The 16807-nt window shown below is 32.7% G+C and carries 17 protein-coding genes; 7 read left to right on the top strand and 10 right to left on the bottom strand.

Annotation, left to right across the window (positions count from 1 at the left end; translation table 11 throughout):
- Nucleotides 1-5: 5 nt before the first annotated feature.
- The gene (locus ABWP60_RS01630; protein ID WP_353147553.1) at nucleotides 6-1493 is read right to left on the bottom strand and encodes a peptide MFS transporter; all 1488 of its coding nucleotides are present in this window, start codon (nucleotides 1491-1493) and stop codon (nucleotides 6-8) included.
- Nucleotides 1494-1495: 2 nt separating this feature from the next.
- Nucleotides 1496-3667 (bottom strand): S9 family peptidase, encoded by a 2172-nt coding sequence (locus ABWP60_RS01625; protein WP_353147550.1) that lies wholly within the window; start codon nucleotides 3665-3667, stop codon nucleotides 1496-1498.
- Nucleotides 3668-3802: 135 nt separating this feature from the next.
- On the opposite strand from ABWP60_RS01625, the gene ABWP60_RS01620 reads away from it, so the two are divergent.
- From ABWP60_RS01620 to ABWP60_RS01610, 3 genes are all read left to right on the top strand, one after another.
- Nucleotides 3803-5107 (top strand): hydroxymethylglutaryl-CoA reductase, degradative, encoded by a 1305-nt coding sequence (locus ABWP60_RS01620; RefSeq protein ID WP_353147548.1) that lies wholly within the window; start codon nucleotides 3803-3805, stop codon nucleotides 5105-5107.
- A gap of 50 nt (nucleotides 5108-5157) precedes the next feature.
- Nucleotides 5158-6078, top strand: coding sequence for a GYDIA family GHMP kinase (locus tag ABWP60_RS01615; protein WP_353147546.1), 921 nt, complete (start codon nucleotides 5158-5160; stop codon nucleotides 6076-6078).
- A 75-nt stretch (nucleotides 6079-6153) separates the two neighbouring features.
- Entirely contained in the window at nucleotides 6154-6729 is a 576-nt protein-coding gene (locus tag ABWP60_RS01610) for a hypothetical protein (protein WP_353147544.1), read from the top strand.
- 5 nt (nucleotides 6730-6734) lie between these two features.
- On the opposite strand, the gene ABWP60_RS01605 is transcribed toward ABWP60_RS01610, so the two are convergent.
- Together ABWP60_RS01605 and ABWP60_RS01600 are read right to left on the bottom strand one after the other, a co-directional pair.
- Nucleotides 6735-7553: an SDR family oxidoreductase gene (locus tag ABWP60_RS01605; protein ID WP_353147541.1), complete on the bottom strand. Its 819-nt coding sequence runs from the start codon at nucleotides 7551-7553 to the stop codon at nucleotides 6735-6737.
- A 1-nt stretch (nucleotide 7554) separates the two neighbouring features.
- On the bottom strand, nucleotides 7555-7899 hold the full coding sequence (locus tag ABWP60_RS01600) for a hypothetical protein (protein ID WP_353147538.1): 345 nt from the start codon (nucleotides 7897-7899) through the stop codon (nucleotides 7555-7557).
- Nucleotides 7900-8186: 287 nt separating this feature from the next.
- Here ABWP60_RS01600 and ABWP60_RS01595 point away from each other — a divergent pair, with 287 nt between their 5' ends.
- Together ABWP60_RS01595 and ABWP60_RS01590 are read left to right on the top strand one after the other, a co-directional pair.
- Nucleotides 8187-8510 (top strand): single-stranded DNA-binding protein, encoded by a 324-nt coding sequence (locus ABWP60_RS01595; RefSeq protein WP_353147535.1) that lies wholly within the window; start codon nucleotides 8187-8189, stop codon nucleotides 8508-8510.
- A 7-nt stretch (nucleotides 8511-8517) separates the two neighbouring features.
- Nucleotides 8518-8955, top strand: coding sequence for an HRDC domain-containing protein (locus ABWP60_RS01590; protein ID WP_353147533.1), 438 nt, complete (start codon nucleotides 8518-8520; stop codon nucleotides 8953-8955).
- Nucleotides 8956-9026: 71 nt separating this feature from the next.
- Here the strand turns inward: ABWP60_RS01590 and ABWP60_RS01585 are convergent, their stop codons facing one another.
- Nucleotides 9027-9710, bottom strand: coding sequence for an HAD family hydrolase (locus ABWP60_RS01585; RefSeq protein WP_353147530.1), 684 nt, complete (start codon nucleotides 9708-9710; stop codon nucleotides 9027-9029).
- 1 nt (nucleotide 9711) lies between these two features.
- Nucleotides 9712-11799 carry a methionine--tRNA ligase gene (gene metG / locus ABWP60_RS01580; RefSeq protein WP_353147527.1) on the bottom strand — a complete coding sequence of 696 codons (2088 nt, stop codon included), beginning with the start codon at nucleotides 11797-11799 and terminating at the stop codon, nucleotides 9712-9714.
- A 97-nt stretch (nucleotides 11800-11896) separates the two neighbouring features.
- Here metG and ABWP60_RS01575 point away from each other — a divergent pair, with 97 nt between their 5' ends.
- The gene (locus ABWP60_RS01575) at nucleotides 11897-12793 is read left to right on the top strand and encodes a S66 peptidase family protein (protein WP_353147524.1); all 897 of its coding nucleotides are present in this window, start codon (nucleotides 11897-11899) and stop codon (nucleotides 12791-12793) included.
- 39 nt (nucleotides 12794-12832) lie between these two features.
- Nucleotides 12833-13198, top strand: coding sequence for a YraN family protein (locus ABWP60_RS01570; protein ID WP_353147522.1), 366 nt, complete (start codon nucleotides 12833-12835; stop codon nucleotides 13196-13198).
- A 241-nt stretch (nucleotides 13199-13439) separates the two neighbouring features.
- Here ABWP60_RS01570 and accC read toward each other — a convergent pair whose 3' ends face one another.
- The 4 genes from accC to rpmF form a co-directional block, all read right to left on the bottom strand.
- Nucleotides 13440-14792, bottom strand: a complete 1353-nt coding sequence (accC, locus tag ABWP60_RS01565) for an acetyl-CoA carboxylase biotin carboxylase subunit (protein WP_353147519.1) — start codon at nucleotides 14790-14792, stop codon at nucleotides 13440-13442.
- A 69-nt stretch (nucleotides 14793-14861) separates the two neighbouring features.
- On the bottom strand, nucleotides 14862-15350 hold the full coding sequence (gene accB / locus ABWP60_RS01560) for an acetyl-CoA carboxylase biotin carboxyl carrier protein (RefSeq protein ID WP_353147516.1): 489 nt from the start codon (nucleotides 15348-15350) through the stop codon (nucleotides 14862-14864).
- A 32-nt stretch (nucleotides 15351-15382) separates the two neighbouring features.
- Nucleotides 15383-16372, bottom strand: coding sequence for a beta-ketoacyl-ACP synthase III (locus ABWP60_RS01555; protein ID WP_353147513.1), 990 nt, complete (start codon nucleotides 16370-16372; stop codon nucleotides 15383-15385).
- 239 nt (nucleotides 16373-16611) lie between these two features.
- Nucleotides 16612-16806, bottom strand: coding sequence for a 50S ribosomal protein L32 (gene rpmF / locus ABWP60_RS01550; RefSeq protein ID WP_166130208.1), 195 nt, complete (start codon nucleotides 16804-16806; stop codon nucleotides 16612-16614).
- Nucleotide 16807: the final 1 nt, after the last annotated feature.

Raw genomic sequence — 16807 nt, 5'->3', positions numbered from 1 at the left:
TTTGTTTATTTAACTTCCTGCATTAATTTTCTAACAATTGGAGAGATTGCAATAAGTACAACTCCTGCAACAACTGCATAAATTGCTAATTGTTGATACCCATCTGTATAGGCCATTAATTTTTCAACTTTTGTTGCATTTTCATTTGCTTTAGCCATTCCAGCGCCTAAAATTCCAGCTACATATTGACCGTAAGCACTAGCTAAAAACCACATTCCCATCATTACACCTTGCAATTTTATTGGAGACAACTTTGTCATAATAGACAATCCAATCGGTGAGAGGCATAATTCTCCAAAAGTAATAATTAAATAGGCAATTGTAAATACTTCCAATGATGTCATTCCTTCAGCATTTGCAAAAAAGCGCGTAGCATAAAAAACATAAAATGCAATAGCTAAAAATAAAAATCCTAATCCAAATTTTACAACTGTATTTGGCTCAAATTTTCTCTTACTTAACCACAACCATAATAATCCAATTATTGGTGCAAAAATAATTACAAATAATGAATTTGATGCGTTGTTAATTCCGTTTGGATCAAATTTTACTCCTAGAATTTTATCATCTAAATTATTTGCGGCAAATAAACTTAATGAACCTCCACTTTGCTCAAAAAATGCCCAAAATAGAATTGAAAATAGAATGAAAACCAAAGCTGCAATTAATTTTTTATTTTCTTGTATTGTAAAATTTCGCATTTCATAAAACAAATATAACAATGTTAGAGGACCAATAGTATACATAAATATATCTGTATATTGTGGATTTGAAACCATTATCATAATTAATGGAATTGCAACAATTGTTCCTACATAGGTTAAATATTCGTATAACTTTCTCTTAGATTTTTCTATTCCCAACAAAGGAGAAACACCAATTGTTGACAAACTTTTTTGTGTAAAAACAAAAGTTACTAAGCTAATTATCATTACTATCCCTGCAAGACCAAAAGCTAGATTCCAGGAGTAACTTTTTCCTATGTAAACGCAGGCATAACCGCCTAATAATGCTCCAACATTTATTCCAGAATAGAATAATGAGAAACCTGCATCTCTTCTAGTGTCATTGTTTTTATACAACGCACCAACCATGGTAGAAATGTTTGGTTTAAAAAAACCAGTTCCAATTACTGTGAAAGATATTCCTAAAAAGAAAAATTGGTGTGGATCAAAAGCTAAAATTGCACTACCAATAATCATCATAATTCCACCCCAAAAAAGTGATTTTCTATATCCTAATAATTTATCTGCAAATAAACCACCAATAAATGTAAAAGCATACACAAATGCTTGTGTTGCTCCATATTGTAAATTAGCAACATCTTCTTTCATTAAAAGTTGATCAACCATAAAGAAAGTTAACATTCCTCTCATTCCATAGAAACAAAAACGTTCCCACATTTCACTAAAAAATAAATACCAAAGCTGTTTTGGGTATTTGCCCTCAAAATTTTGAATTTCTTCGACTGATTTTGGTTCGTATATTGCCATAATTATAGTTTTTCTAAAATAAAGTTGGTCATTTTTGTATACAATTGCAAGCGGGTTTTCCCACCATAAATTCCGTGATTTTTATCTGGGTAAATGGCCCAGTCAAATTGTTTGTTTGCTTGCACTAATGCTTCTACCATTTTCATGGTGTTTTGAACATGTACATTATCATCAGCCGTTCCGTGAATTAATAAAAAGTTCCCTTTCAATTTACTTACGTGTGAAATTGGCGAATTGTTATCATAACCACTTGCGTTTTCTTGGGGAGTTTGCATGTATCTTTCGGTGTAAATACTATCATAATATCTCCAAGACGTTACGGGTGCAACTGCAATAGCTGTTTTGAAAACATCTGCGCCTTGAAAAATACAATTAGCTGCCATAAAACCACCATACGACCATCCGAAAATTCCAATTCTTGATTTGTCAACAAAAGTGTATTTTCCAAAAACTTTGGCCGCATCAATTTGGTCTTCTACTTCGTATTTTCCTAATTCTTTTTGCGTACATTTTTTAAATTCTGCCCCTTTAAATCCTGTTCCTCTACCGTCCACACAAGCTACAATATAGCCTTTTTGCGCCAACATCATAAACCAATAATCGTCTGTTCCGTTCCAAGTATTATCTACTTGTTGTGAACCTGGACCAGAATATTGAAACATAAAAACAGGATATTTTTTATTCGGATCAAAATCTTTTGGTTTAATCATCCAAGTGTTTAAAACATGTCCTTTTTCTGTTGTAATGGTTGAAAACTCTTTAGGCGCCACGTTGTATTTTGCTAATTTTTCTTCCACAGCCTCATTCGATTGAATTTTCTTTACTTCTTTTGAAGTTTTAGAATCGTTTAAAGAATAATAAGGCGCTGCAGTAGCACTAGAATAAGTGTTTATAAAATATTGAAAGTTTGGACTAAAAGTAGCGCTATTAGTTCCTGTTTTCAAAGATAGTCTTTTTTTAGCTTTTCCGTCAATTGAAATAGCATATACATCTCTATTTATGGAACCGTTTTCTACAGATTGATAATAAATTGTTTTGTTTTTCTCATCAAATCCATAATAAGCGGTTACATCCCAATTTCCTTTTGTAACCTGATTTTTTAACTTCCCGGTTTTGTCATAATAATAAATATGATTAAATCCATCTTTTTCCGACGTCCAAATAAAACTATTGTCTTTCAAAAAGGTTAAGTTGTCTGTAACATCCACGTATGCTTTATCTTTTTCATTTAACATTACTTTTTTACTACCTGAATTTCCATCAACAAATACTAGATCTAAATTATCTTGATGGCGATTGATTATTTGGGCACTTAAAACACTAGAATCGTTTGTCCATTTTAATCGTGCAATATAAAAATCGGAATAAGTACTTAAATCAATTTTTTGAGTTTTTGCCGCAGCTACATCATAGATGTGTAACGAAACTTCTGCGTTTTTTTCTCCTGCTTTTGGGTATTTAAAAACAGCTTGTGTGGGATACAAACCTTGATTATACATATCCATTGAAAATTCTGGAACGTTGGTTTCATCAAAACGAATAAAGGCTATTTTAGTTCCGTCAGCATTCCAATCGAAAGCACGAACAAAAGCAAATTCTTCTTCGTAAACCCAATCTGTAATTCCGTTAATGATGCTATTTTTCTTACCGTCTGAAGTAATTTGTGTTTCTTTATTTAAAAGTAAATCAAAAATATATAAGTTGTTTTCGAAAGCATAAGCCACTTTAGTTCCATCGGAAGAAAATGTTGGCTCTTGTATAGCTTTATCGGTAAATTTCGATAATTTTTTAGAGGCAATATCGTACACAAAATAGTTAGCTGTAAATGAACGTCTAAATATGGATTCGGTATTTGTGGCAATTAATATTTTTTTCTCCGCTTGATCAAAAGTGTAACTATCAATTGAAGTTAATGCTGCAAAATCTTTGGTATCAATTAGCGTTGCAACTTTATTTAGTGTTGCATAATCAAACAAATCAATTTGCATAGTTTTAGAATTTCTGTCGAAATTTAGTACCGTATATTGATTGGTATTTTTCATGGCATTTAATTCGTCCATGCCTTTTGTTCTAAATGCGCCGCCCCAAATTTCTTCTAAAGTTAATTTTTGTTGTCCAACAACTGATACTGAAGTGGTTAGAAAAATGATTACTAAGTATATAAAATTTCTCATATTTTTGATTGTAAAAAACTTCCAATTTTAGTGAAAATTTATGATATATTCCTAATAAATATTGAATTTTTTACTTTCTAAGTTTTATTTTTTTAAAAATAACTTTTATTATCTTTGTCATTCAATCCGAAATTAATGGTGCAAAATAAGACAGGTTTTTCAAAACTAAGTAAAGAAGAAAAAATAAATTGGATAGCAGAAAAACATTTTTCTAATCCGAAAGAAGCGGTTAACCTTTTACAACGTTATCAAAATTTTGATGCGTCTCTTCAAAAATTGCATGATGAATTTATAGAAAACACCTTAACAAATTTCTATTTACCATTAGGGGTTGCTCCAAATTTTGAAATTAACGGTAAAAACTATACTATCCCGATGGCTATTGAGGAAAGTTCCGTAGTGGCTGCTGCCAGCAAAGCCGCTAAATTTTGGAGTGCTCGCGGAGGTTTTAAAACGATTATTTTAGGTACAGAAAAAATTGGTCAAGTTCATTTTTTGTATGAAGGTGATACACAAAAGCTTATTGAATATTTCAATTTTGTAAAGCCGTTTTTGTTTTCAGAAGTTGATAGCATAACTAAAAACATGCAAAAGCGCGGCGGTGGAATTTCGGATATCCAATTAATTGATAAAACGGCTGCGTTAGAAAATTATTACCAATTACATGCTAATTTTCAGACAAAGGATAGTATGGGTGCTAATTTTATTAATTCATGTTTAGAACAATTTGCCAAAACATTTAAAAACAAATCCGAAGCATTTGGAATGCCATCTATTCAAATTGTGATGAGTATTTTGAGCAATTTTGTTCCAAATTGTGTAGTTCGTGCTGAGGTTTCGTGCCCGGTTTCAGAACTTAACGAAGACAAAAATAATACATCAAGTGAATTTGCAGAAAAGTTTCTAACCGCTGTAAAAATTGCTGAAGTGGAACCGTACAGAGCCGTAACACACAACAAAGGCATTATGAACGGAATTGACGCTGTAGTATTGGCTACAGGTAACGATTTTCGTGCTGTAGAAGCTGGTGTTCACGCATTTGCAAGTAAAAATGGAAGCTACACGAGCTTGTCTCACGCCAAAATAGAAAACGGAATTTTTACTTTTTGGTTGGAAGTACCATTGGCTTTAGGAACCGTTGGTGGTTTAACTAATTTACATCCATTAGTCAAATTTTCTTTAGAAATGTTAGGTAATCCTTCTGCAACGGAATTAATGGAAATTGTTGCGGTTGCTGGATTGGCTCAAAATTTCGCAGCTTTACGCTCGTTAACTACTTCTGGGATTCAACAAGGGCATATGAAAATGCATTTGAATAATATTTTAAATCAACATCAAGCTACAAAAGAAGAGAAACTATTAGTAGTAGCACATTTTGAAAACCAAACGGTTTCACATAATTTAGTAGTAGATTTTTTAGAGCGTTTAAGAACTAATTAAAACCCTTGCGAACCTTGCGAAAATCTTCGTGAACTTTGCGGTTAAAAAACATGAATAAAACATTCTATTCAAACGGAAAACTTCTAATTACGGGAGAATATTTGGTCTTAAATGGCGCCAAAGCATTAGCCTTGCCTACAAAATTTGGTCAATCGTTACAAGTTAGTTCAATTCCGAACAAAATAATAATTTGGACGAGTTATGATGCAGATAAAAGCATTTGGTTTGAAACCGAACTCGCTTTTAACGATATTATTACAGCTAAAAACTTTGAAGACGCCAATCCAATAAAAAATATTTTAGTCAAAATTTTGCATCAAGCAAATCTACAAAACCCTGATTTTTTAGTTTCGGAAACCGGTTATAAAATTGAAACCAAATTAACTTTTCCTAGAAATTGGGGTTTAGGAACGTCCTCTACTTTAATAAATAATATTGCACAATGGTTACAAATTGATGCGTTTGAATTACTTAGAAAAAGCTTTGGAGGAAGCGGTTATGATATTGCTTGTGCTAGAAACAATTTTCCAATTAAGTATCAATTAGATGAAAACGAAACACCCATTGTTGAGGTAGTTGCTTTTTATCCGAAATATAAGGAGAACATCTATTTTGTATATTTAAATAAAAAGCAAAATAGTCGTCATGCGATTCAGAATTACATGAATAAGCAACAGTTTTTAACCAAAAAAACGGCAACTATTTCTGAAATTACAAATAGAATGCTCCTTTCACCAAATTTAGAATCAACTATTGATTTATTGGAACATCATGAAGTTATATTAAGCGATATTTTAGAATTAGAAACTGTAAAAGAACGTTTGTTTTCTGATTTTAAAGGTACCATTAAAAGTTTAGGTGCTTGGGGCGGCGATTTCGTTATGGTACTTTCTAAAGAAAATCCAACAAACTATTTTACTTCGAAAGGGTATGATACTATTTTGTCGTATGATGAAATGATTTTAGTTTAATTAATTTATTTAATAAAAAAATCAATACTTTTACATAAGTAATTCATTAATAAGCATATATAAAAAAATAGTTTTATGAAAAAGATACTTTTTATTTTATTTGTTTTCCTTTCCTTGTTTTCATCTTGCACAGAAGAAAACGCAACAGTTGATGAAACTACAAATGAACCAAATAAAGTTTTACTGCTTAAAGTAGATTATTTAACCAATACGTTTCAGGGCGGAAAAGAAACTACGTATACTGAAAATTCAAATTCATTTACTATTTCACATCAATCTGTTCCAGCCGTTGATTTTGGAAATATTAAGTTGAAATATAATGAAATCAATCAAATTCTTTTTGATGGTGATATTATTTGGATGGGTTTAGGACAAATTCATTATCCACAAAATATGCTTGCGGCCAATCAATTTGAAATCGTACTAACAGACGATATTATTTTTCCAACTACAAATTTTAATCATATTTTACCAGAACCCAATTTATCAAATAACTACGATCAGGTCTGGATGGCTGTGCAAAATTTGGTAAAAGTTAGACAATATTTAATTTCAAATCCAACGGGAGTAGTACATTTATATCTTTATACACCAAGCGTTGGTGTAGGAAATCCTGCCGACTGGAAGTGGATTGTATTATTGAAAAATTAGCTTAATTAAAAGTCTAATTTCATAAATTTATAACTTAAAATGGATTCTAATTTTTCACTTGAAACCATTTTTCCAAAATTAGTTTCATTTTCATTAAATAATGGAGCAGTCAAATGAAATTGCTTAGCTTTTTCGGAATAATAATTTTTTCGTGTGGGATGGTTGGGTGCTACCGCATTAAAAGCTTCATTCCAACAGTTTTGTTTCAGTATTTCATAAATAATCCCAATACAATCTTGTTGATGAATTAAATTTATTGGTGCATCTGGGTTGGGAATATTCGTTTTACCAGCCAACATATGTATAGGATTTCGATCTTCGCCAATTAAACCTCCAAATCGAATAATAGTGGTTTGAAAATTAAAATTATTTCGCAACAAATTTTCGACTTTAACTAGTTGTTTTCCGCTTTCTGTATCGGGTTGTAAAACACTTTCTTCAGTTACAATTGAAATAGCAGTAGTATCAGCATATACTGAAGTAGAACTTATAAAAATTACTTTTTTTAATGTAGATTTTTCAATAAACGGAATCAAATTCTCGATTTTAGCTACAAATGTTTTTTCAGCAGTAGTTTCCTTAATTTTTCTTAATCCTGGTGGAATATTTATAATTAGAATTTCTGAATTGTATAAAAATTCAGTTACAGAATCACTAATTTTAGTTTCAGAAAGTTCCAATAAAAAAGGGTCAATGTTATTAGATTTCAAAAGGGCTAATTTTTTTTCAGAGGTGGTAGATCCTTTTACTTCAAAACCAATTTCAATTAATTTTTTAGCTAAAGGAAATCCTAACCAACCACAACCTAATATCGATACTTTCATTTTATTTTTTTACTAATACATAACCTTCGTTTTCCACTGCCATATATCCCTGGTCGTATACAAAATAATAAACATTTCCTGTTTTTGTGGTGTAGATGGATGTTATTAAATCAAAATCAAAACCTTTACTCATTAATTTGGTTTTAGTGGTTTTGGTTTTTTCTTCTGGGTTTAATTCGGTTAAAATTCTATAATTTTTGCGTAGTTTATTATTTGTGTTACGCATCAAATTGGTTTGATCTTTATTCATTTTATTGTTGTAGGCGTTACGGCAGCCATCGCTGCAAAATTTTTTATCTTCTCTTCCTACAATTTTATCTTGACATTCTAGGCAATTTTTATTCATAATATTTTTATTTGAGGACGAATAAAAGTAATAAAAAATTAGTAGTATCGGTTTTTTTTATTCTATTTTTTTCAATTACAAACGACAACAAACATTTATAACCGATTTTAAATGAATAATAACCGAATATTATTTTTTTCTTACTACAACTTTGCGCTGCAGAATTGAAACAACGAGTTCAATTTAAATATTCAAAAACATTAGTTTTTTTAAATTATCCAATTTCTTAAATCGGTGTTTTGAAAAGAATAAATTTTAATTAACATAAACATTTAAATTTTATAGCTATGAAAAACAGAGTACAATTAATCGGACACGTAGGCCAAGAACCAGAAATCAAAAACCTTGAAGAAGGAAAAAAACTAGCAAATATTTCAGTTGCTACAAACGAAGTATATTATCGTGAAAACGGCGACAAAGTAGAACAAACGCAATGGCATCGGGTAACCGCTTGGGGCAAAACAGCAGAAATTATTGAAAGATTTGTAACCAAAGGGAAAGAAATCGCCATTGAAGGAAAACTAATTCACAGAAGTTACGAGGATAAAAACGGTGAAAAACGTTTTATAACAGAAGTAGTTGCTAATGAAATTCTATTACTAAGCAAATAATTTTGAGATGCAAGTTCGTGTATTTTCTATTCGATTAGATCCTGACTATTTGGAGTTGGATCAACAAAAATTAAACGCTTTTTTAGAAACGGTTAGATTTAAAAAATCTAACACACAATTTTTGGAAAGTGAAGCAGCGTATTGGTCGGTTATTGTTCATTACGAAAACGAAGTTCAAAATAAATTTGAAAGAAAAGAAAGAAAGTCTTATAAAGATTTACTTCCGAAAGACAAACAAGTTTACGAGAACTTAAATCAATGGAGAATTGAAAAATCGGAGCAACTAAATCTGAAGAAATTTATGATTTGCCACAATTCGCAATTAATAGAATTAGCACTAAATAAACCAAGTAATTTAGACGAATTACAACAACTTAAAGGTTTTGGAAAACAAAAAGCAGCCAAATTTGGCGAAGATATTTTAGCCATTTTGAGTATTGTTTAAATTTTGAGAAAAAAAGGGCGCTATTTAGTGCCCTTTTCGGTTCCAAGTTTTAAGGTCACTCTTTTGCTTCATTACACTAATGATAATATATCTGTAATTTTGCTAACCGATTTAAAGTGCTGATGCTGAATTTCAAAATCTATTTTTTCATATTCCCAGGTCGTGTGATACGGAATATGAATGGCGTGTCCGCCCAAATTCAAAACGGGCAAAACATCTGATTTTAAGGAATTTCCAATCATTAAAAAATCTTCGGCTTGGCAATCTAAACGGCCTAACATTTTTTCATAATCCAACTCGGTTTTATCACTCATCACTTCAATATGATGAAAAAACATACCAATTCCTGAATCGTGTAATTTGCGATGTTGGTCTTTTAAGTCACCTTTTGTAGCCACAACCAGTTTATATTTTCCTTTTAGTTGTTCTAATACTTCAGTAATGTTTGGTAGTAATTCCACTGGTTTTTGAAGTAAATCTTTGCCAATTGCTAAAATTTGTTCTATGCCTTTACCCGAAATTTGATGATGGGTTAACTCTAATGCGGTTTCAATCATGGATAGCGTAAACGCTTTAATGCCAAAACCATACAATGGTAAATTATTTACTTGATGATTTAAAATTAACCCCAAGATTTCTTGATGCGACGCATAATCTTGAAAAAACACACAAAAGCGTTCTTGCGCCTCATCAAAATAAGGTTCGTTGTGCCAAAGGGTGTCGTCTGCATCGAATGCGATTGTTTTTGGGTTCATACTAAGATATCATCGCGCCATTAATCACACCTTCGGTATCCGGATTTACGAAAACCAATTTCCCTTCCGCGGTATTGGTTAATAATAACATACCTTCGCTTTCCACACCACGTAATGCTCTTGGTGCTAGGTTTACTAAAACGGTTACGCGTTTTCCAAGTACTTCTTCAAGAGTAAAATGCTCAGCAATTCCAGAAACGATGGTTCTTACATCAATTCCTGTATCTACTTTTAAAACTAACAATTTGTTTGCTTTTGGCATTTTTTCTGCTTCGATGATGGTTCCAATTCGTAAATCTACTTTGGCAAAATCTTCAAAGGTGATGATTTCTTTTTGCGGTTCAGCTTTTGCGTTTTCCACTTGATTGGCGGTTTTAGTTGCTTCTAATTTATCTAATTGTTTTTGGATTTCGACATCTTCAATTTGAGCAAACAAAATTTCGGCTTGACCAATTTGATGTCCGGGTTTTGTTAAATTCCAATTTTCAAATTCTAAATTCCAATTATTGATTTTAATATCTAATATGTTACACAATTTAGAAGAAGTAAATGGTAAAAATGGTTCTGAAAGTATGGTTAAAGCAGATGCAATTTGTAGTGCAATATACATTTGAGTTTGTACTCTTGCCGGATTTTCTTTAATCATTTTCCAAGGTTCTTCGTCCGCTAAATATTTATTTCCTAAACGGGCTACATTCATTAATTCACTTAACGCTTCTCTAAAACGGTAACGCTCAATCGAACTTGAAATCACCGCTGGATACGCTTTTAACTCGGCTAAAGTTTGCTCGTCAACTTCAGAAAATTCATTTGGAGTTGGAACAATTCCGTCGTAATATTTATTAGTCAACACCACCACACGATTGATGAAATTTCCAAAAATCGCAGCTAATTCATTATTATTTCTGGCTTGAAAATCTTTCCAAGTGAAATCGTTGTCTTTTGTTTCCGGAGCATTAGCTGTCAAAGCATATCGCAAGGCATCTTGTTTTTCAGGAAAGTCTTGTAAATATTCGTGTAACCAAACGGCCCAATTTTTTGAAGTAGACAATTTATTACCTTCTAAATTCAAAAATTCGTTTGCAGGAACATTATCTGGTAAAATATAACTTCCTTCTGCTTTTAACATCGCTGGAAAAATAATACAATGAAATACAATATTGTCTTTCCCAATGAAGTGAACCAATTTTGTATCGGCATCTTTCCAATAGGGTTCCCAATCTTTTCCATCGCGGGCGGCCCATTCTTTGGTTGCCGAAATGTAACCAATTGGCGCATCAAACCAAACGTATAACTTTTTTCCTTCGGCACCTGCAACCGGCACATCAATTCCCCAGTCTAAATCACGGGTTACGGCTCTAGGTTCTAAACCACCATCAACCCACGATTTTACTTGTCCATACACATTGGGTTTCCAGTCGTTTTTATGACCTTCCAAAATCCATTCTCTTAAGAACGATTCGTAACGATTTAAAGGTAAAAACCAGTGTTTAGTAGATTTTAAAATCGGATTTTCTCCTGTTATAGTTGATTTTGGATGGATTAAATCCGTTGCGTTTAAAGTCGAACCACATTTTTCACATTGGTCGCCATACGCTTCAGGGTTGTCGCACTTTGGACAAGTTCCTGTTACGAAACGGTCGGCCAAAAATTGATCGGCTTTGGCATCATATAATTGTTCGGTAGTTTCCTCAATAAAATCGCCATTATCATATAATTTTTTAAAAAATTCGGATGCTGTTTTATGATGTATTTCTGAAGATGTTCTGGAATAATTATCAAAAGAAATTCCAAAATCTAAAAAAGATTGACGAATAATTCTGTCATATTTATCAATTACTTGTTGTGGCGTAATGCCTTCTTTCTTAGCTTTCATAGAAATTGCCACACCATGTTCATCGCTTCCGCAAATGAAAGCTACATCTTTTCCTTGTAATCGTAAATATCTTGCATATATATCAGAAGGCACATAAACTCCTGCTAAATGCCCAATATGAATGGGTCCATTAGTGTAAGGAAGCGCCGCTGTAATGGTATATCTTTTAGCTTCGCTCAGTTCGGCGTTGCCTCGGGTTGGATTTTTTAACATATTGTCATTAAATTTGATACAAAAATAATTCATTTAAGAGGAATAGACGAATTTTTCTGTTCAAATTCCTTATTTTTGAATTCTTATTGAATTTTATATGATTATACCACCATTTTTAAAGGCGGGAGATACCGTTGCTCTTGTTTGTACCGCACGTAAATTTTCCCCCGAAGACGCCAAACCTGCTATTGATTTATTAGAATCTTGGGGATTTAACGTTAAATTAGGAGCCACAATTGGATTAGACAATTTTCAATTAGGAGGCACAGATAGCGAACGAGCTGCTGATTTTCAAGCTCAATTAGATGACATAAGCGTAAAAGCGATTTGGTGTGCTAGAGGTGGATATGGAACGGTTAGAATTATTGATTCGTTAGATTTTACGAAATTAAAAAAGCATCCTAAATGGATTATGGGGTTTTCAGATGTGACCGTTTTACATAGTCAATTGAATGTGGAACGAGTGGCATCTTTACATTCAATTATGCCGTTTACTGTTCCTACTGCACCAGATGAAGTGAAAGAAACCTTACGAAAAGCACTTTTTGGAGAAACGATTTCTTATACAATTCCTTCAAAAAGTTATGATGTAAAAGGAACCGCTTCGGGCGAATTGGTTGGTGGAAATATTTCTATTTTGTACAGTTTATTAGGTTCAAAATCAGCAATTAATACAAAAGATAAAATCCTATTTATTGAAGATTTAGACGAATATTTGTATCATATTGACCGAATGATGTATAATTTAAAACGTAATGGTTATTTTGAACAAGTTAAAGGTATTATAGTGGGAAGTATGACCGATATGCACGATAATGAAATTCCGTTTGGGCAAAATGAAGTACAAATTATTACTGATATAGCTAAAGATTTTTCCATTCCAATTGCTTTTCAATTTCCTGCCGGACATCAATCTGATAATCGCACTTTGATTTTAGGTAAACAAGTACATTTTGAAGTAAATGAAAAAGAAGTAAAACTTCAATTTATTTAGAATAGGCAAATCGACACATTGAAATCGACACATTAAAAAATGGCAGAACACAATGATTTAGGAAAAATTGGAGAAGAACTAGCAGTAGCTTTCTTAGAAAAAAACGGCTATGAAATTTTAGAAACGAATTGGACGTTTCAGAAAGCTGAAGTGGATATTATTGCTTTAAAAGACCAAGTTTTAGCAGTGGTAGAGGTAAAGACCAGGAGTAGTATTGATTACGGCTCACCTCAAGATTTTGTAAAACCAAAAAAAATAAAACTAGTAGTAAAAGCTATTAATGAATTCGTCATTTCCAATGATTTAGATGTAGAAGTTCGATTTGATATTATTGCCATTCATGCAAATGGTGCAAATTTTGACTTAGAACACTTGGAGGCGGCCTTCTATTATTTTGATAATTAGTTAGGGTTTAACATTTTGTTTTTTTGAAAATAAATTTGGATTATATAAAAACAATTGCCTAATGAAAATGTATCTGGTCTAGCAGTATGTTTTTAAATTCCAAACTTAGTAAGCAACATTCTTGATGAAGTAAATTAATTTCAAATGAATTTACTATTGTTGTAAATGAAAATCAAATGAATTTAGCTGTAAGTGTAATAAATGATTAAAAAAAATAGGCTAGTCGTTGACTAGCCTATTTTTATTCTTCTTTTTTAGCATCCATTACCCAAGTGTCCATAAAGGCCGTGGTGTAATTCCCAGCTACATAATCTGGGTGATCCATCAATTGTCTGTGGAATGGAATAGTGGTTTTTATTCCTTCAATATGAAATTCGTCTAAAGCGCGTTTCATTTTGTTTATTGCTTCTTGACGGGTTTGCGCCGTTGTAATTAACTTTGCAATCATCGAGTCATAATTTGGTGGAATGGTATAACCAGCATAAACATGTGTGTCTAAACGAACACCGTGTCCGCCTGGCGAATGTAATACTGTAATTTTTCCCGGTGAAGGACGGAAGTCGTTATACGGATCTTCAGCATTAATTCTACATTCGATAGCATGTAATTGTGGAAAATAGTTTTTACCAGAAATTGGAATTCCTGCCGCCACCATAATTTGTTCACGAATTAAATCGTAATCTACAACTTGTTCTGTAATTGGGTGTTCTACTTGAATACGAGTATTCATTTCCATAAAGTAGAAATTTCTGTGTTTGTCCACTAAGAATTCTACCGTTCCAGCGCCTTCGTATTTTATATATTCAGCCGCTTTTACGGCTGCAGCTCCCATAGCATCTCGTAATTCATCCGTCATAAATGGAGAAGGAGTTTCTTCTGTTAGTTTTTGATGACGACGTTGTACAGAACAATCTCTTTCAGATAAGTGACACGCTTTACCGAAAGCATCACCTACAACTTGTATTTCAATATGTCTTGGTTCTTCAATTAATTTTTCAAGGTACATGCCATCATTTCCAAAAGCAGCGGCAGATTCTTGTCTTGCACCTTCCCAAGCTTTTAATAATTCTTCTTGTTTCCAAACAGCACGCATTCCTTTTCCACCACCACCTGCAGTTGCTTTTAACATCACTGGGTAGCCAAATTCGGCTGCTAATTTTTCGGCTTGTTCGTAAGATTCTAAGATACCTACTGAACCAGGTACACATGGTACACCCGCTTCAATCATTGTGGCTTTAGCAGAAGCTTTATCGCCCATTCTGTCAATCATTTCTGGTGAAGCACCAATAAACTTGATGTTATGTTCTTGGCAAATTTTTGAAAACTTAGCATTTTCAGAAAGGAAACCATATCCAGGATGAATGGCATCCGCATTAGTAATTTCTGCAGCTGCGATAATGTTAGACATTTTCAAGTAAGATAAATTACTTGGTGGAGGCCCAATACAAACGGCTTCGTCTGCAAATTTAACGTGCAAACTTTCGGCATCAGCAGTAGAATAAACGGCTACAGTTTTAATTCCCATTTCTCTACAAGTACGAATGACACGTAAAGCAATTTCACCTCTATTGGCAATTAATATTTTTTTAAACATAGATTTTAATTTGAAAATTAAACAATTTGAAAATTTGAAAATGAATTCAAATGATTACATTTTTTCAAATTATGATGGATCAACTAAAAATAATGGTTGGTCAAATTCTACTGGTGAAGAATCATCAACTAATACTTTTACGATTTTACCTGAAATTTCAGATTCAATTTCGTTGAATAATTTCATGGCTTCCACTACACATACTACATCCCCTTTGCTAATAGTACTTCCTACTTCAACAAACATTGGCTTATCTGGAGCAGGTTTTCTGTACAATGTACCAATCATTGGCGATTTAATTGTAATGTATTTAGAATTGTCTTCTACAGCAGTCTCAACTGGTGCCGCAGCTGCAGGAGCGATTGCTGCAGGAGCAACTGGTGCTGCTTGCTGAATTGCTTGTTGCATTGGTGCTTGTTGCACATAGGTAATATCTTGAGAATTTCCTTCTAAAGTAGTTCTAATAGTAATTTTTACATCGCCCGTTTCTAATTTTACTTCTGCAACTCCAGAATTAGATACAAATTTGATTAGGTTTTGAATTTCTTTTAAATCCATAATTAAGTTATTTTAGTTATAGTTTGTTTTTATTAATATGCCCATTTTAAATAAATAGATCCCCATGTGAATCCACCTCCAAATGCTGCAAAAATTAAATTATCTCCTTTTTTAAATTTATCTTCAAAATCTGCTAAAAGCAAAGGCAATGTGGCAGAAGTAGTGTTTCCATAACGGTGAATATTGACTAACACTTTAGATTCATCCACATTCATTCTGTTTGCAGTGGCGTCAATAATTCTTTTATTTGCTTGATGCGCAATTAACCAATTCACATCATCATGCGATAAGTTATTGCGTTGCATGATTTTTTCACTTACATCAGCCATTCCTGAAACCGCATGTTTGAAAACAGTTTTCCCGTCTTGGAATACAAAATGTTGTTTGTTTTTAATTGTATCTTCAGTTGGTGGTAAAATAGAACCACCTGCTTCAATTTTTAAAAATTCTCTTCCAATTCCATCCGATTTTAGTATCTCGTCTTGTACTCCTAAGCCCTCAAAATTAGGTTCAAATAAAGCAGCACCGGCGCCATCACCAAAAATAATACAAGTGGTACGGTCCGTATAATCAATTATAGAAGACATTTTATCGGCACCAATAAGTAATACTTTTTTGTATTTTCCGGATTGAATATATGCTGAAGCCGTTGACATACCAAAAAGAAAGCTAGAACAGGCAGCTTGCAAATCATATGCAAAAGCATTAGTAGCGCCAATTTGCGTAGCTACATACACTCCAGTTGCTGCTACAGGTAAATCTGGCGTGGTAGTTGCCATAATTACCAAGTCAATTTCTTTCGGGTCTATTTTTGATTTTTCAATAAGATTTTGAGCCGCTTTTATAGCAAGGTAAGAAGTTCCTTCGCCAGCTTCTTTTAAAAGCCTTCTCTCTTTTATTCCAGTTCTTGATGTAATCCATTCATCATTGGTATCAACCAAAGTTTCTAGAACCTGATTTGATAATACATATTCTGGTACATACGAGCCAATTGCAGTAATTGCGGCAGTAATTTTATTCATATGTTTTAATGTTATTTTTTTTGGTAACATATGTATCGCTATTTTTTTGGGTTTTTCTTTCGAAGCACGCAGTGTTTATAGCAATTTCATAAATAAATAATTTTCTTAGCAACTTTGTGTGCGTAAAGAGGGGAAAATTACGAATTATTTCGGAATTTTCTAAAAATACAATTAGATAATTTTCATTAAAATAAAAAAACCCTCACGTAGGTGAGAGTTTCTCAATAATTTTAGTGAAATTATATCATAGCTTCAGTCTTGTCGATAACAACTTGACCTCTGTAATACATTTTACCTTCATGCCAGTAAGCTCTGTGATATAAGTGAGCCTCACCAGTTACTACGCAAGTTGCAATTTGTTGTGCAGATGCTTTGTAGTGTGTTCTTCTTTTGTCTCTTCTAGTTGAGGACTGTCTACGTTTAGGATGTGCCATT

The sequence above is a fragment of the Flavobacterium sp. genome, assembly GCF_040402895.1.
GTDB lineage: Bacteria > Bacteroidota > Bacteroidia > Flavobacteriales > Flavobacteriaceae > Flavobacterium.
This window is presented reverse-complemented; position numbering and strand designations above follow the sequence as displayed.

Excerpts from the sequence above, each read along its gene's own strand:
- ABWP60_RS01630 (WP_353147553.1), bottom strand. The coding sequence starts at position 1,493 with ATGGCAATATACGAACCAAAATCAGTCGAAGAAATTCAAAATTTTGAG.
- ABWP60_RS01625 (WP_353147550.1), bottom strand. The coding sequence starts at position 3,667 with ATGAGAAATTTTATATACTTAGTAATCATTTTTCTAACCACTTCAGTA.
- ABWP60_RS01620 (WP_353147548.1), top strand. The coding sequence starts at position 3,803 with ATGGTGCAAAATAAGACAGGTTTTTCAAAACTAAGTAAAGAAGAAAAA.
- ABWP60_RS01615 (WP_353147546.1), top strand. The coding sequence starts at position 5,158 with ATGAATAAAACATTCTATTCAAACGGAAAACTTCTAATTACGGGAGAA.
- ABWP60_RS01610 (WP_353147544.1), top strand. The coding sequence starts at position 6,154 with ATGAAAAAGATACTTTTTATTTTATTTGTTTTCCTTTCCTTGTTTTCA.
- ABWP60_RS01605 (WP_353147541.1), bottom strand. The coding sequence starts at position 7,553 with ATGAAAGTATCGATATTAGGTTGTGGTTGGTTAGGATTTCCTTTAGCT.
- ABWP60_RS01600 (WP_353147538.1), bottom strand. The coding sequence starts at position 7,899 with ATGAATAAAAATTGCCTAGAATGTCAAGATAAAATTGTAGGAAGAGAA.
- ABWP60_RS01595 (WP_353147535.1), top strand. The coding sequence starts at position 8,187 with ATGAAAAACAGAGTACAATTAATCGGACACGTAGGCCAAGAACCAGAA.
- ABWP60_RS01590 (WP_353147533.1), top strand. The coding sequence starts at position 8,518 with ATGCAAGTTCGTGTATTTTCTATTCGATTAGATCCTGACTATTTGGAG.
- ABWP60_RS01585 (WP_353147530.1), bottom strand. The coding sequence starts at position 9,710 with ATGAACCCAAAAACAATCGCATTCGATGCAGACGACACCCTTTGGCAC.
- metG (WP_353147527.1), bottom strand. The coding sequence starts at position 11,799 with ATGTTAAAAAATCCAACCCGAGGCAACGCCGAACTGAGCGAAGCTAAA.
- ABWP60_RS01575 (WP_353147524.1), top strand. The coding sequence starts at position 11,897 with ATGATTATACCACCATTTTTAAAGGCGGGAGATACCGTTGCTCTTGTT.
- ABWP60_RS01570 (WP_353147522.1), top strand. The coding sequence starts at position 12,833 with ATGGCAGAACACAATGATTTAGGAAAAATTGGAGAAGAACTAGCAGTA.
- accC (WP_353147519.1), bottom strand. The coding sequence starts at position 14,792 with ATGTTTAAAAAAATATTAATTGCCAATAGAGGTGAAATTGCTTTACGT.
- accB (WP_353147516.1), bottom strand. The coding sequence starts at position 15,350 with ATGGATTTAAAAGAAATTCAAAACCTAATCAAATTTGTATCTAATTCT.
- ABWP60_RS01555 (WP_353147513.1), bottom strand. The coding sequence starts at position 16,372 with ATGAATAAAATTACTGCCGCAATTACTGCAATTGGCTCGTATGTACCA.
- rpmF (WP_166130208.1), bottom strand. The coding sequence starts at position 16,806 with ATGGCACATCCTAAACGTAGACAGTCCTCAACTAGAAGAGACAAAAGA.